The sequence below is a fragment of the Citrobacter sp. FDAARGOS_156 genome, assembly GCF_001559235.2.
GTDB classification, from domain to species: Bacteria; Pseudomonadota; Gammaproteobacteria; order Enterobacterales; family Enterobacteriaceae; genus Citrobacter; species Citrobacter youngae.
Window position 1 is genome coordinate 2,108,072 of the sequence record NZ_CP014030.2, and the last position, 15,737, is coordinate 2,123,808.

14 protein-coding genes are annotated in these 15,737 nt (G+C 48.2%); all 14 read left to right on the plus strand.

The genetic code is table 11. From position 1 onward, the window contains the following. The 14 genes from wzb to AL515_RS10215 all read left to right on the plus strand — a co-directional run bounded on the left by wzb (position 1) and on the right by AL515_RS10215 (position 15,727). Positions 1-450 (plus strand): low molecular weight protein-tyrosine-phosphatase Wzb, encoded by a 450-nt coding sequence (gene wzb / locus AL515_RS10150; protein WP_061067672.1) that lies wholly within the window; start codon positions 1-3, stop codon positions 448-450. Further along, positions 447-2,609 carry a tyrosine-protein kinase Wzc gene (gene wzc, locus AL515_RS10155; RefSeq protein WP_061067673.1) on the plus strand — a complete coding sequence of 721 codons (2,163 nt, stop codon included), beginning with the start codon at positions 447-449 and terminating at the stop codon, positions 2,607-2,609. Before wzb ends, wzc begins: the two co-directional genes overlap by 4 nt. A 77-nt stretch (positions 2,610-2,686) precedes the next feature. Then, on the plus strand, positions 2,687-3,529 hold the full coding sequence (wcaA, locus tag AL515_RS10160; protein WP_061067674.1) for a colanic acid biosynthesis glycosyltransferase WcaA: 843 nt from the start codon (positions 2,687-2,689) through the stop codon (positions 3,527-3,529). Between the two features lie 37 nt (positions 3,530-3,566). Further along, a complete protein-coding gene (wcaC, locus tag AL515_RS10165) occupies positions 3,567-4,784 on the plus strand; it encodes a colanic acid biosynthesis glycosyltransferase WcaC (RefSeq protein WP_048212042.1) in 1,218 nt (405 codons plus the stop codon). Continuing rightward, the gene (wcaD, locus tag AL515_RS10170; protein ID WP_061067675.1) at positions 4,759-5,976 is read left to right on the plus strand and encodes a colanic acid polymerase WcaD; all 1,218 of its coding nucleotides are present in this window, start codon (positions 4,759-4,761) and stop codon (positions 5,974-5,976) included. The genes wcaC and wcaD overlap by 26 nt, the downstream gene beginning before the upstream one ends. A gap of 5 nt (positions 5,977-5,981) precedes the next feature. Beyond that, on the plus strand, positions 5,982-6,728 hold the full coding sequence (gene wcaE / locus AL515_RS10175) for a colanic acid biosynthesis glycosyltransferase WcaE (RefSeq protein ID WP_061068812.1): 747 nt from the start codon (positions 5,982-5,984) through the stop codon (positions 6,726-6,728). Between the two features lie 9 nt (positions 6,729-6,737). Further along, on the plus strand, positions 6,738-7,292 hold the full coding sequence (gene wcaF, locus AL515_RS10180; protein WP_061067676.1) for a colanic acid biosynthesis acetyltransferase WcaF: 555 nt from the start codon (positions 6,738-6,740) through the stop codon (positions 7,290-7,292). A 24-nt stretch (positions 7,293-7,316) separates the two neighbouring features. Then, positions 7,317-8,438 carry a GDP-mannose 4,6-dehydratase gene (gene gmd / locus AL515_RS10185; RefSeq protein ID WP_061067677.1) on the plus strand — a complete coding sequence of 374 codons (1,122 nt, stop codon included), beginning with the start codon at positions 7,317-7,319 and terminating at the stop codon, positions 8,436-8,438. A gap of 5 nt (positions 8,439-8,443) precedes the next feature. Then, entirely contained in the window at positions 8,444-9,412 is a 969-nt protein-coding gene (gene fcl / locus AL515_RS10190; RefSeq protein ID WP_061068813.1) for a GDP-L-fucose synthase, read from the plus strand. Continuing rightward, a complete protein-coding gene (locus tag AL515_RS10195) occupies positions 9,412-9,891 on the plus strand; it encodes a GDP-mannose mannosyl hydrolase (RefSeq protein WP_061067678.1) in 480 nt (159 codons plus the stop codon). The genes fcl and AL515_RS10195 overlap by 1 nt, the downstream gene beginning before the upstream one ends. Next, the gene (locus AL515_RS10200) at positions 9,888-11,111 is read left to right on the plus strand and encodes a WcaI family glycosyltransferase (protein WP_061067679.1); all 1,224 of its coding nucleotides are present in this window, start codon (positions 9,888-9,890) and stop codon (positions 11,109-11,111) included. The genes AL515_RS10195 and AL515_RS10200 overlap by 4 nt, the downstream gene beginning before the upstream one ends. Before the next feature lie 3 nt (positions 11,112-11,114). After that, positions 11,115-12,557 carry a mannose-1-phosphate guanyltransferase gene (gene cpsB, locus AL515_RS10205; protein WP_061067680.1) on the plus strand — a complete coding sequence of 481 codons (1,443 nt, stop codon included), beginning with the start codon at positions 11,115-11,117 and terminating at the stop codon, positions 12,555-12,557. Between the two features lie 295 nt (positions 12,558-12,852). Next, entirely contained in the window at positions 12,853-14,247 is a 1,395-nt protein-coding gene (gene wcaJ / locus AL515_RS10210) for an undecaprenyl-phosphate glucose phosphotransferase (protein WP_061067681.1), read from the plus strand. Position 14,248: 1 nt separating this feature from the next. Then, on the plus strand, positions 14,249-15,727 hold the full coding sequence (locus AL515_RS10215; protein WP_061067682.1) for an MOP flippase family protein: 1,479 nt from the start codon (positions 14,249-14,251) through the stop codon (positions 15,725-15,727). Positions 15,728-15,737: the final 10 nt, after the last annotated feature.

Here is a 15,737-nt window from a genome sequence, read left to right on the forward strand (position 1 = left end):
ATGTTTAACAAAATCTTAGTTGTCTGTGTGGGGAACATTTGCCGTTCTCCGACGGCAGAGCGCTTGTTAAGGCAATTTCATCCGGCGTTGACGGTGTCTTCCGCTGGTCTCGGCGCGCTGGTAGGCAAGGGCGCCGATCCGTGCGCTATCAGTGTAGCGCAGACACATAACTTGTCGCTGGAAAATCATTGTGCACGGCAAATCTCGGGACGGATGTGTCGGGAGTATGACCTGATCCTGACCATGGAAAAACGCCATATTACGGCGTTGTGTGAAATGGTGCCGGAGATGCGCGGCAAAGTAATGCTGTTTGGCCATTGGGACAGCGAACGCGAAATACCTGACCCGTATCGTAAAAGCCGTGATGCGTTTGATGCGGTGTATGCACTACTTGAGCGGTCTGCCCAGCAATGGGCCCAGGCACTGAATGCGGAGCAGGGAAAACAATGACAGAAAAAGAAAAACAGTCTGCCACGTCGGCAACAGGCAACGATGAAATCGATATCGGACGTCTGGTGGGGACCGTAGTCGAAGCACGCTGGTGGGTACTGGGCATAACCGCCGCATTTGCGCTATGTGCGGCGCTCTACACCCTGTTTGCCACGCCGATCTACAGTGCCGATGCGCTGGTACAAATAGAGCAAAACACCGGCAGCTCGTTAGTTCAGGATATTGGCTCGGCGTTATCCAACAAGCCACCTGCTTCTGAAGCGGAAATTCAGCTTATTCAGTCACGGCGGGTATTGGGCAAAACGGTAGACGATCTTAATCTGGATATTTCCGTCACTAAAGATTCATTTCCTCTTTTTGGTGCCGGCTGGGACCGTCTGATGGGCCGCCAGAATGAAACGGTCAATGTAACGACTTTCGCCTTGCCAACGTCAATGAATGAACAGACCTTCACGTTGAACGTACTGAACGACAAAAGTTATCAACTGGTGAGTGACGGCGGCTTTAGCGCTCGTGGCCAGGTTGGGCAGTTACTGAACCATGACGGTGTAACGATGCTGGTTGAGGCGATTCATGCCAGTCCGGGTAGCGAATTTACCGTCAGTAAGTTCTCCACGCTTGGCACGATCAACAATCTGCAAAATAACCTGATGGTGACGGAAACAGGTAAAGATACCGGGGTGTTGAGTCTGACCTTCACGGGGGAAGATCGTGAACAAATCCGCCAGATCCTTGACAGTATTACCCGCAACTATCTGCAACAGAACGTGGAGCGTAAATCTGAAGAGGCCGCTAAAAGCCTGGCATTTCTGGCAAAACAATTACCGGAGGTGCGCAACCGTCTGGACGTTGCCGAAAACAAACTGAATGCATTTCGTCAGGATAAAGACTCCGTCGATTTACCGCTGGAGGCCAAAGCGGTGCTGGACTCGATGGTAAATATTGATGCTCAGTTAAATGAACTGACCTTTAAAGAAGCTGAAATCTCCAAACTGTTCACCAAAGCGCACCCGGCGTATCGCACGTTGCTGGAAAAACGCCAGGCGCTGGAAGATGAAAAAAACAAGCTTAACGGGCGCGTGACGGCGATGCCGAAAACGCAGCAGGAAATTGTCCGCCTGACGCGTGATGTGGAGTCCGGCCAGCAGGTCTATATGCAACTGCTGAATAAACAGCAGGAGCTGAAGATCACGGAGGCCAGTACGGTTGGCGATGTGCGCATTGTCGATCCTGCCATTGCCCAGCCAGGTGTCCTGAAACCGAAAACGGCGCTGATTATTCTCGGCAGTATCCTACTTGGTTTGATGCTTTCAGTGGTTGGCGTGCTGCTACGGTCGCTGTTCAATCGCGGTATTGAAAGCCCGCAGGTGCTTGAAGAGCACGGCATCAGCGTGTATGCCAGCATTCCCCTGTCAGAATGGCAAAAAGCGCGTGATAACGTTCAGACCATCAAAGGTGTGAAACGCTACAAGCAAAGTCAGTTACTGGCTGTGGGGAATCCGACCGATCTCGCGATAGAAGCGGTGCGCAGCCTGCGTACCAGCCTGCACTTCGCCATGATGCAATCACGTAATAATGTGCTGATGCTTACCGGGGTCAGCCCGTCGATCGGCAAAACATTTGTCTGTGCCAACCTGGCTGCGGTTATCAGTCAGACCGACAAGCGCGTACTGCTGATCGACTGTGATATGCGTAAAGGCTATACCCATGAGCTGCTCGGGACCAATAACGTCAACGGTCTGTCTGAGATCCTTAGCGGCAAGGGTGACATTCCCTCCTGCGCAAAACCAACTTCAATTGCACATTTTGACCTGGTCCCTCGCGGGCAGGTTCCCCCTAATCCTTCAGAACTGCTGATGAGCGAGCGCTTTGGCGAGTTGATGACCTGGGCCAGTGCGAACTATGACCTGGTGCTGATCGATACGCCGCCAATACTGGCCGTGACCGATGCGGCTATCGTTGGTCGCCACGTCGGAACCACGCTGATGGTGGCGCGTTACGCGGTCAATACGCTGAAAGAGGTGGAAACCAGTCTGAGTCGTTTCGGGCAAAACGGAATTCAGGTGAAAGGGGTGATCCTCAACTCCATTTTCCGGCGCGCCAGCGGGTATCAGGATTACGGTTACTACGAATACGAATACACGTCGGATTCGAAATAGATAACTAACAGCAACGCATATCGAATGTAGGCCTGATAAGCGTAGCGCCATCTGGCAACTTTATCTGGGACAAAAAAATGACGACAGACAACCCGCTAATTTCTATTTATATGCCCACCTGGAACCGCCAGCAGTTGGCTATCCGGGCGATTAAATCGGTGCTGCGCCAGGACTATAGTCACTGGGAAATGATCATTGTCGATGATTGCTCTGCCGAGTATGAGCAGCTGCAACAGTTTGTTGAGGCGTTAAACGATCCACGCGTGAACTATACGCATAACGAGATGAACTCCGGCGCGTGCGCAGTACGCAATCAGGCCATCATGCAGGCCAGTGGGCAGTACATTACGGGGATTGATGATGACGATGAGTGGACGCCGAATCGCCTGAGCTCATTCCTTCAGTCTCGTCATCAACTGGTAACGCATGCTTTTCTATACGCTGATGATTATGTCTGTGAAGGTGAGGTTTATTCACAGCCAGCCAGTCTGCCGCTGTATCCAAAATCGATGTACTCACGTCGCCGATTTTATAAACGCAATATCATTGGTAATCAGGTCTTTAGCTGGGCCTGGCGTTTCAAAGCATGCCTGTTTGATACGACGTTAAAAGCCGCGCAGGATTACGACATTTTTCTGCGCATGGTCGTGGCCTACGGTAAACCCTGGAAGGTAAAAGAGGCGACGCAGATCCTGCATGTGAATCACGGCGAGATGCGTATTACCTCATCCCCACATAAGTTCTCCGGTTACTTCCAGTTCTATCGCAAACACAAAGGTAAATTTGACCGGGCGAGTAAAAAATATCAGCTGTTTACTCTTTATCAGATCCGTAACAAGCGGATGAACTGGCGCACATTGCTGACGTTGCTTTCCATCCGTAACGGCAAACGCCTGGCTGACGGTCTGCGAGGACGTTAAGTATGCTGAGTCAACATGTGAGAGCAAAGGTAATGCAATGAATATTCTGCAATTTAATGTTCGGCTTGCCGAAGGCGGGGCGGCCGGGGTCGCGCTGGATTTACACCTGCGCGCGCTGGAAAAAGGGTGGGTGTCGCGGTTTGTATACGGTTATGGCAAAGGAGGCAAGAGAAGCGCCAGTCACGGAAATTATCCGCACGTGATTAAACATGCGCCGCGTTTGACGTCGGCGGCGAATATTGCCCTGTTTCGCCTCGCAAACCGCGATCTGTTTGGCAACCTCGACAGTATGTATCGCACAATCATCCGCACCGCGGGCCCGCTGGTTCTGCATTTCCATGTGCTGCACAGTTACTGGCTGAACCTCGAAGAGGTAGTGGCGTTTTGCCAAAAGGTGAAGGCACATAAGCCCGATATCACCTTTGTGTGGACGCTGCACGATCACTGGAGTGTTACCGGACGCTGCGCCTTTACCGATGGCTGCGAAGGCTGGAAAACGGGCTGCCAGAAATGTCCAACGTTAAGCAACTATCCCCCGGTTAACGTTGATAAAGCGCATCAGCAACTGCCCGGGAAACGTCAAATGTTTCGTACGATGCTGGCGCTTGGCTGCCAGTTTATCTCGCCCAGTCAACATGTGGCGGAAGCATTTAACAGCCTGTACGGTGCCGGGTGTTGTCACATCATCAATAACGGTATCGATGTGGCGACGGAAGCGATTCTTGCTGACTTGCCGGTTCAGCATGAGCCGCTGGGCAGACCGAAAATTGCCGTGGTGGCCCATGATTTGCGCTATGACGGCAAAACCAGCCAGCAACTGGTCCAGGCGCTTATCGCGCTCGGTGACAAAATAGAGCTGCATACCTTCGGTAAGTTTTCCCCGTTTGCCGGAGCAAACGTCATCAACCATGGGTTTGAAAGTGACAAACGAACCTTGATGGGGGCGCTAAATCAGATGGATGGGCTGGTGTTCAGTTCGCGGGTTGATAACTATCCGCTAATCTTGTGCGAAGCGCTTTCTATCGGTGTACCGGTTATCGCCACGCACAGTGAGGCGGCACAGGAAGTGCTGGCAAAATCAGGCGGCAAAACATTCAGTGAAGCGGATGTTTTGCATCTGGTACAACTGAAAAAATCAGAAATTGCACAGGCGGTATTTGACACCTCGCTGGCTACCTTTAGCCAGCAGAGCCGGACAGCATACAGCGGACAACAGATGCTGGAGGAATATGTCTCGTACTATCAGGGTCTGTAGCTATCTGGTGTTGCCGCTGCTTTATCTGCTGGTTAACGTCAAGCTTGCGCAACTGGGTGAAAGTTTCCCTGTCACCGTTGTCACTTTCTTACCACTGTTGCTACTGCTGTTTGTTGACCGTATCAATATTAAAAAGCTGTTGATTGCGTTGGGAGTGGGTGGGGGGCTGGCGGTGTTTAACTACCTGTTTGGCCAATCGCTGGATGCCAGCAAGTATGTAACATCTGCCATGTTGTTTATCTATACCGTGATCATTATTGGCATGGTGTGGAGTATTCGCTTTAAAACCATTTCGCCACATAACTATCCTAAAATTTTGCGTTTATTCTGGCTGGTGGTGGGGTTAGTGGTCGGTGTGGCTGCCATTGAAATGGCACAGATCATTCTCAGCGGTGGCAGCAGTATAATGGAAGCTATTTCGAAATATCTTATTTACAGCAATAGCTATGTGCTGAACTTTATTAAATTTGGTGGGAAGCGTACCACCGCACTCTATTTTGAGCCTGCATTTTTCGCTCTGGCGTTAATCTCAATTTGGCTCAGCATCAAACAGTTTGGTATCAAAACGCCCAAGACCGATGCTATGATTCTGGCAGGGGTGATATTGTCAGGATCGTTTTCAGGGGTGATGACATTTATTTTGTTTTACCTGCTGGAGTGGGCGTTTCAGTATCTGAATAAGGATGCGATAAAAAAGAAGTTACCCTTGGCAATTATTTCGCTGAGTGTGTTTATGGTGGGCGTGATATTTGCCTTCCCCTACATCACGACGCGTCTTGGTGATTTAGGTACTGAAGGCTCTTCATCTTATTATCGCATAGTAGGACCGTTGGTCATGGTTGGCTATTCATTACTGAATGTCGACGGTGTAGTGAGATTTGGCTCACTTTATGAATATGTTGCATCATTCGGAATCTTTAACGGTGCAGATGTAGGTAAAACGATAGACAATGGTTTGTATTTGTTAATTATCTATTTTTCGTGGTTCGCCGTAATATTATCCCTGTGGTACATGGGAAAAGTAACGAAAATGATGATGAATGCGTTTGGTGATAATCAGAATTATCGGGTGCAGCTTTATCTTTTTACACCGTTGTCGCTGTTTTTCACCGGTTCAGTATTTAGTCCGGAATATGCATTTTTAATTGTATGTCCGTTTATTTTGCGCAAGGCGCTGAATATCGCGAGGTAATTTACATGCTGCTGAGTATTATCACCGTCGCTTTTCGCAATCTGGACGGGATCGTCAAAACCCATGCGTCACTGGCGCATCTTGTGCAGGCGAGCGATATCAGCTTTGAGTGGATTGTTATCGATGGGGGGTCAACAGACGGTACACCGGCGTTCCTGGAAAATCTCAATGGAGAGCACCAGTTACGTTTTGTCAGCGAGCCTGATAACGGTCTCTACGATGCAATGAACAAAGGTATCGCTATGGCGCGCGGGCGCTTTGCACTCTTTCTCAACTCTGGAGATATTCTGCATGCCGATTCTGCACATTTTATCCGCCAGTTAAAAACGCAGAGTGATAAAGCGATGGTGATTGGCGATGCTTTGCTGGATTTTGGTAATGGTAAAAAAATGACGCGCCGGGCTAAACCGGGTTGGTATATCTACCACAGTTTGCCAGCCAGTCATCAGGCAATATTTTTTCCGCTGACGGGGCTGCAAACCTGGCATTATGATTTGCAATATAAAATATCATCGGATTATGCGCTGGCAGCAAAATTATACAAGTCCGGGTTCGCGTTTAAAAAACTGACTGGTTTAGTGTCGGAGTTTTCCATGGGCGGCGTATCGACTACGAATAATCTGGAATTGTGTCGGGATGCCAAAAGAGTCCAACGTCAAATATTGCGCATGCCCGGTTTTTGGGCTGAATTTTCTGAATACATACGTCTGCGTACAACCGGTAAGACAAAACACTTATATGGTAAAACGTAAGGTCACACTATGCAGGATTTAAACGGCTTCGCGGTGCCGAAAGGTTTTCGCGGCGGTGGTGCAATTAAAGTGCAATTATGGTGGGCGGTACAAGCAACATTATTTCACTGGTCACCACAGGTGATGTACCGCTGGCGTGTTTTTTTATTAAGGATATTTGGCGCAAAAATAGGAAAAAACGTAGTTATTCGGCCTTCAGTAAAAATTACTTATCCGTGGAAATTAACACTGGGTGATTACGCCTGGGTAGGGGATGACGCGGTTTTATATACGCTGGGTAATATTACGATTGGGGCTCATACGGTTATTTCGCAGAAAAGCTATTTATGCACCGGAAGTCATGATTATGCCAGCCAACACTTTGATATTAGCGCCACGCCAATTGTGATTGGCGAGAAATGCTGGCTGGCGACAGATGTTTTTGTCGCGCCTGGCGTGACGATAGGCGACGGCACCGTCGTGGGTGCACGTAGCAGCGTTTTTAAATCGTTGCCGGCCAATGCCATATGTCGGGGTAACCCCGCAGTAGTTACGCGTAAACGCGTCGAGAACGTTACTCCCTGAAGGGAAATTTTAAGAGGTAATAACATGTCAAAAGTCGCTCTCATTACTGGCGTAACCGGGCAGGATGGTTCTTACCTGGCAGAGTTTCTGCTGGAAAAAGGTTATGAAGTTCATGGTATTAAGCGCCGGGCCTCGTCATTTAATACCGAACGGGTAGACCATATTTACCAGGATCCACATGCGGGTAATCCCAAATTCCATCTGCATTATGGTGATTTGACGGACTCCTCTAATCTGACCCGCATTTTGCAAGAGGTTCAACCGGATGAAGTCTATAACCTGGGCGCAATGAGCCACGTGGCGGTGTCGTTTGATTCGCCAGAATATACTGCTGATGTTGATGGGATCGGCACGCTGCGTTTGCTGGAAGCGATTCGCTTCCTGGGTCTGGAAAAGAAAACCCGTTTCTATCAGGCCTCCACCTCTGAACTGTACGGTCTGGTTCAGGAGATCCCACAGAAAGAAACGACGCCGTTCTATCCGCGATCGCCCTATGCTGTCGCCAAACTGTATGCCTACTGGATCACCGTCAATTACCGTGAATCTTATGGCATATATGCCTGTAACGGCATTCTGTTTAACCATGAATCTCCGCGTCGTGGCGAAACCTTCGTCACACGCAAAATTACCCGTGCAATTGCCAACATCGCCCAGGGGCTGGAGTCCTGTCTGTACCTCGGCAATATGGATTCGTTGCGTGACTGGGGACATGCCAAAGACTACGTCAGGATGCAGTGGATGATGCTGCAGCAGGAGCAGCCGGAAGATTTCGTGATCGCCACTGGCGTGCAGTATTCCGTCCGTCAGTTTGTGGAAATGGCTGCTGCCCAACTCGGTATTAAGCTGCGCTTTGAAGGTGAGGGCGTGAATGAAAAAGGCATTGTGGTTTCGGTGACTGGGCATGATGCGCCAGGGGTGAAACCGGGGGATGTGATGATCGCCGTCGACCCGCGCTATTTCCGTCCTGCAGAGGTTGAAACGCTGTTGGGCGATCCGACAAAGGCACACGAAAAACTGGGCTGGAAACCGGAGATCACATTGCGCCAGATGGTTTCTGAAATGGTTGCTCACGATCTGGAAGCAGCGAAGAAACATTCACTGCTGAAGTCCCATGGTTACGATGTTGTTATTGCACTGGAGAGCTAATGATGATGAAGAAGAAACGTGTTTATATTGCGGGACATCGGGGAATGGTGGGCTCTGCTATTTACCGACAACTTGCACAACGTGAAGATGTCGAGTTAATCATCCGTAACCGTGAACAGCTCAATTTATTAGACACAACGGCGGTTAATGATTTTTTTACCAGTGAAAATATTGACCAGGTTTATCTTGCCGCGGCAAAAGTTGGCGGGATTATGGCTAATAATAATTATCCATCTGATTTCATTTATGAAAACATGATGATGGAAAGTAATATCCTTCATGCGGCTCATAATTCAAATGTCGGGAAGTTATTATTTTTAGGCTCATCATGTATTTATCCTAAGTTTGCGCAGCAACCAATCAAAGAGAGCGAGTTGTTGCAGGGATCACTGGAGCCGACAAATGAGCCCTATGCCATCGCTAAAATTGCAGGAATAAAACTGTGTGAGTCCTATAACCGGCAGCATCGCCGGGATTACCGTTCAGTGATGCCGACGAACCTGTATGGACCTAACGACAATTTCCATAAAGATAATTCCCATGTGATCCCTGCGCTATTGCGTCGTTTTCATGAAGCCACCCAACGGGATGACAAGTATGTTGAGGTTTGGGGCAGTGGGAAACCCATGCGTGAATTTTTGCATGTCGATGATATGGCGGCAGCAAGCATCCATGTGATGGAGTTAGACAATGAAGTTTGGCAGGAAAATACAGAGCCAATGCTTTCTCATGTCAATGTAGGCACGGGTGAAGATTGCACTATTCGTGAACTATCCGACGCCATTGCAAAAGTTGTTGGTTTTCGCGGTGATATTATTTTTGATGCTTCTAAACCTGATGGGACACCACGAAAACTGCTTGATGTCAGTCGCCTGAGAAGACTCGGTTGGCATCATGAAATAGGACTTGAACAGGGGTTGATTAATACTTATCGCTGGTTCCTTGATAATCAGCAGCGGTATCGGGGTGAGTAATGTTTCTCAATAATGAAGACTTCGCTAATGCGGTGCGCACGACGCCGTTGATCTCTCTGGATTTTATCATTGAGAATGAGTTTGGGGAGTTTTTAGTTGGGAAAAGAACTAACAGGCCTGCTCAAGGATATTGGTTTGTGCCCGGCGGCAGAGTATTAAAAGATGAAACGCTGGAACAAGCATTTATGCGTTTGACGGAAGAAGAATTAGGTCAGCAGTTTCCCATAACACACGGTCAGTTTTTTGGTGTCTGGCAGCACTTTTATGAGGATAATTTTTCTGGTTCTTCATTTTCAACGCATTATGTGGTACTGGGTTTTCGACTGAAGATTAATACCAGTACATCAATGTTGCCGTCAAAACAGCATGATACCTGGCGTTGGGCTAAAACAGATGAGCTGATTGCCGATGGGAATGTGCATAAGAATACGCAGGCATATTTCAACCCAGCGACGAAAGATCGGGTGCCCGGGATATGAGAATTCTGGTTTATGGCATCAATTACTCTCCCGAATTGACCGGAATTGGTAAATACACGGGAGAGATGGTGGAGTGGATGGCGAGCCAGGGGCATGAGGTTCGGGTGGTCACGGCACCTCCTTATTATCCGCAGTGGCAAGTCGGCGAACCTTATTCTTCCTGGCGCTATCGTCGGGAAGTTGGTGTCACCACTGTCTGGCGCTGTCCATTATATGTACCAACTCAACCTTCAACGTTAAAGCGGTTGTTACATTTGGGCAGTTTTGCCCTGAGCAGTCTTTTTCCCCTATTGGCTCAGTATCGGTGGAAGCCTGAATACATTATCGGCGTGGTACCCACGCTATTCTGTACACCAGGGATGCGTTTGCTGGCAAAACTGTCTGGCTCTCGCACCGTGCTGCATATTCAGGATTATGAAGTTGATGCGATGTTGGGGCTGGGATTGGCGGCAACCGGAAATTCCACAATGATTGCGCGAGTAGCCAAAGCATTTGAGCGTAGCAGTTTGTTGAATGTGGATAATGTTTCCACGATCTCCCGCTCTATGATGCAAAAAGCGCAGGAGAAAGGCGTTTCTGCAGAAAAGCTTATCTTTTTCCCGAACTGGTCCGAAGTGGAAAGATTTAGCAAGGTGGATAGTGCTGATATAGAGCAAATTCGTCAGCAGTTTGATTTGCCAACCGATAAAAAAATTATTCTGTATTCCGGCAATATTGGTGAGAAACAAGGCGTTGAAAATATCGTTGAGGCTGCAAGCCAGACTCAGGATAAACCATGGATATACGTTATTGTGGGTCAGGGAGGGGGGAAATCCAGGATGGAGCAAATGGTCAAGGAACTAGCCCTAACGAATGTTAAGTTCTATCCCTTGCAACCATACGAAATGTTGCCAGCGTTATTAAGGTTGGCAGATTGCCATTTAGTCATCCAAAGACGTGGCGCTGCAGATGCGGTCCTTCCTTCTAAGTTAACGAACATATTGGCGGTCGGGGGAAATGCCGTGATTACAGCAGAGATCCATACCGAACTGGGGCAGCTTTGTCAGAAACATCCCGGTATTGCTATCTGTATTGAGCCAGAATCAGTTGAGATGCTTGTGGCCGGAATTACTGATGCAATCACTATGCCTGAATACAATATGATTGCACGTTCCTATGCAGAGTCTGCACTTGAAAAAGATAATGTCTTAAATCAATTTATTAATCATTTGAAGGGTTGACTTATGAGTCAGAATAACATTCATCCGGTAATTATTGCAGGTGGGTCCGGTAGCCGTTTGTGGCCATTATCCAGAACATTATATCCAAAGCAGTTCTTGTGTCTGGATGGGAAAAATACAATGTTGCAATCGACAATTTGTCGCCTTGATGGATTGGATTGTTCACCACCGCTGGTAATATGTAATGAAAAGCATCGATTTATTGTTGCTGAACAATTGCAAGAAATCGATAAACTAACGGGGAATATTATTCTTGAGCCACAAGCCAGGAATACCGCACCAGCAATCGCGCTGGCAGCAATCGCAGCATGTAACAATAATTCCGATCATAACCCGTTGTTGCTGGTCCTGGCAGCTGATCATATTATCGAAGAAAATAAATTCTTCCACGATGCAGTGACCTCAGCTATTCCGTTAGCCGAAAATGGCAAGCTGGTAACATTTGGTATCGTCCCGGATGCACCGGAAACAGGGTACGGTTATATTCGACGCGGTGAAGTCAGTAGTACCCAGATTCAAGTTGATTCTGTTGCTTTCAATGTTGATGCTTTTGTGGAAAAACCTGACCTTGAAACAGCCGAAAAATATATTTCTGCTGGTGAATATTACTGGAATAGCGGTATGTTTTTATTCCAGGCCCGACGCTATCTTGAAGAGCTTGAAAAATATCGCCCGGATATTCTACAGGCCTGCTTGTTAGCGATGGATAACGCTGAACTGGACAATGATTTTATCCGTGTCAGTCGGGACGATTTCCTGGCTTGCCCAGAGGAATCGATCGACTATGCCGTGATGGAGAAAACCACGGATGCCGTAGTCCTGCCGATGAACGTTGGCTGGAGCGATGTGGGGTCATGGTCATCACTTTGGGAAATCAGCGATCGTAACGACGAGGGCAATGTTTATCATGGCGATGTCATTGACCATAATACAGAGAACAGTTATGTCTACGCCGAGTCGGGATTGGTAGCAACCGTCGGCGTAAAAGATCTGATTGTCGTCCAAACTAAAGATGCAGTATTAATCGCAAATAAAACGGATGTACAAGATGTAAAAAAAATCGTTGCGCAAATTCAGGCGGATGGTCGCTCGGAACATCATATTCACCGTGAGGTTTTTAGACCCTGGGGAAAATATGATTCTATTGATGAAGGTGATCGTTATCAGGTTAAAAGGATAACCGTAAAACCCGGGCAGGGCTTTGCATTACGTATGCACCATCATCGCGCTGAACACTGGATTATTGTTGCGGGAACGGCAAAGGTCACGATCTGTGATGAGGTCCAATTATTAAGTGAAAATCAATCAGTGTATATTCCTCAGGGTACTATTCATTGTCTTGAAAACCCAGGAAAGGTTCCGCTGGAGATGATTGAAGTTCGTTCCGGAGTCTACCTTGAAGAAGATGATATTGTAAGATTTGGCACACATCATGAACATATATAGAAATCTATTATTCATTTCTGTTAACTGACTCTCTGCGATCTTTTATGAAATAAAAATAACAGAATCTGGACTTTGTTACTTATTTATTTAGGCAATCAGGCCCGGGCTAACTGTTGCCTGAAGAAGGAGATAACATGAGCCAAATAATCCGCGTTACCACTTGTGATATTTGTTACGGGTCAGTTGGTGATGTACGCCTGAACGTGCGAACGCGCACTCTCCTGGTATTGCTAAATCAGTAATGCTGGTATTTCCCTTGCCCGATAAGGGCAAGTGGTGACTAACAGGAACCACGATGACACATCTAAAAAAGCGCGAACGAGCCAAAACCAATGCGTCGTTAATATCGATGGTGCAACGCTTTTCAGATATCACCATCATGTTTGGTGGATTATGGATAGTCTGCGAACTGAGCGGTTTGCCTTTCCTGTATATGCACCTGCTGGTCGCGTTAATCACGCTGGTCGTTTTTCAGATGCTGGGCGGGATAACGGATTTTTACCGCTCCTGGCGCGGGGTAAAAATTTCAACTGAGTTGGTGCTGCTGCTGCAAAACTGGACGCTGAGTCTGATTTTTTGCGCGGGTCTGATTACCTTTAATAACGATTTTGATAACCGGTTTGCTCTATGGCTGGCATGGTATCTGCTTTCAAGCATTGGCCTGGTGCTATGCCGTGCGTTTATTCGCTACGGGGCGGGATGGTTGCGAAATCGTGGTTATAACACGCGTCGGGTAGCGGTAGCAGGGGACCTTCCTGCCGGACAGGTGCTGCTGGACAGCTTTCGCCATGAGCCGTGGTTGGGGTTTGAGGTCGCGGGTGTTTATCACGACCCCATACCGGGGAAAAACGCCCGGGATTGGGCGGGAAATCTGCAGCAACTTGTGGATGATGCCAAAGCTTCACGCATTCATAACGTCTATATCGCTATGTCGATGAGCGATGGGGCGCGGGTAAAAAAACTGGTACGCGAACTGGCTGATACCACCTGTTCAGTGCTCCTGATTCCTGATGTCTTTACCTTCAATATTCTGCACTCGCGGATTGAAGAAATGAACGGTGTTCCTGTGGTACCGCTGTATGACACACCGCTTTCAGGCATTAATCGTCTGCTGAAGCGCGCGGAGGATATTGTGCTGGCATCGCTAATCTTGCTGCTTATTTCTCCTGTGCTATGCGCCATTGCGCTGATGGTGAAGCTGACCTCAAAGGGGCCGGTAATTTTTCGTCAGACCCGCTATGGGATGGACGGGAAACCGATCAAAGTCTGGAAGTTTCGTTCCATGAAGGTAATGGAAAACGATACGGTGGTTACCCAGGCCACGCAGAACGATCCGCGAGTGACCCGCGTGGGTAACTTCCTGCGGCGGACGTCTCTGGATGAATTACCACAGTTTATAAATGTGCTGACAGGCGGGATGTCTATTGTCGGGCCGCGTCCACATGCGGTGGCGCATAACGAACAGTATCGTCAGCTGATAGAAGGGTACATGTTGCGCCATAAGGTGAAGCCAGGCATTACCGGCTGGGCGCAAATCAACGGCTGGCGTGGTGAAACCGATACGCTGGAAAAAATGGAAAAACGCGTAGAGTTTGACCTCGAATACATTCGCGAATGGAGCGTGTGGTTCGATATTAAAATCGTTTTTCTGACGGTGTTTAAAGGCTTCGTCAATAAAGCGGCATATTAATATGAGTTTACGAGAAAAAACCCTCAACGGTGCCAAATGGTCAGCCATTGCTACGGTAATCATCATCGGTCTGGGGCTCATTCAGATGACGGTTATGGCACGGATTATTGATAATCATCAGTTCGGGTTATTAACCGTGTCGCTGGTGATTATAGCGCTGGCCGATACGCTGTCTGATTTTGGCATCGCCAACTCGATTATTCAGCGCAAAGAGATAGGTTATCTTGAACTAACCACCTTGTACTGGTTAAACGTTGGGCTGGGGATAGTCGTATGTATTGCTATGTTTGCGCTCAGCGAAACCATTGCCAATGCGCTTAATAACCCTGAGCTGGTGCCACTGATTAAAACCTTAGCGCTGGCGTTTGTGGTGATCCCGCATGGGCAGCAGTTCCGTGCGCTGATGCAAAAAGAACTGGCCTTCAACAAAATTGGCATGATTGAAACCAGTTCAGTACTGGCCGGTTTTACTTTTACCGTGGTTAGCGCGCATTTTTGGCCGATCGCTATGACTGCCATTGTTGGGTATCTGGTGAATAGTACGCTACGTACACTGCTATTTGGCTATTTTGGTCGCAAAATATATCGACCAGGGCTATGTTTTTCACTTTCATCCGTGTCGCAAAATCTGCGCTTTGGGGCGTGGCTGACGGCGGACAGCATTATCAATTATGTGAACACCAACCTTTCGACGCTGGTGCTGGCCAGAACCCTGGGTGCTGGCGTGGCGGGAGGCTTCAATCTTGCCTGGAACGTGGCAGTTGTACCGCCAATCAAACTGAATCCGATAATTACCCGAGTACTGTTTCCTGCGTTTGCCAAAATTCAGGACGATACCGAAAAACTACGGGTCAATTTTTACAAGCTGCTATCTGTTGTCGGCATTATCAATTTCCCGGCTCTACTGGGACTGATGGTGGTATCAAATAACGTCGTACCGCTGGTGTTTGGCGAAAAGTGGAACAGTATTGTTCCTGTGCTGCAACTGCTGTGCATTGTGGGTCTGCTGCGCTCAGTCGGTAATCCGATAGGCTCACTGCTGATGGCCAAAGCACGGGTTGATATCAGCTTCAAATTCAATATTTTCAAAACCTTTTTGTTTATCCCCGCCATCCTGGTTGGCGGAAATATGGCGGGTGTGATTGGCGTCACGCTGGGCTTTTTACTGGTACAGGTCATAAACACCATCCTGAGCTATTTCGTGATGATCAAACCGGTACTGGGACCGAGCTATCGGCAGTACATGCTCAGCCTGTGGCTACCGTTCTATCTCTCTTTACCCACGCTGGTGGTGAGCTACGCGCTGGGAATGACATTGCAAAATAAATTGCCGTTAAGTGCGTTGCTGAGCCTACAGATAACCGCTGGCGCGCTGGTGTTTGTCGTGATGATTGTGCTGTCGCGTCATCCGCTGGTGGTGGAAATCAAACGCCAGTTCTGCCGTGGTGAAAAAATGAAAGCCTTGTTCCGCGCAGAGTGAATTGCGTTTG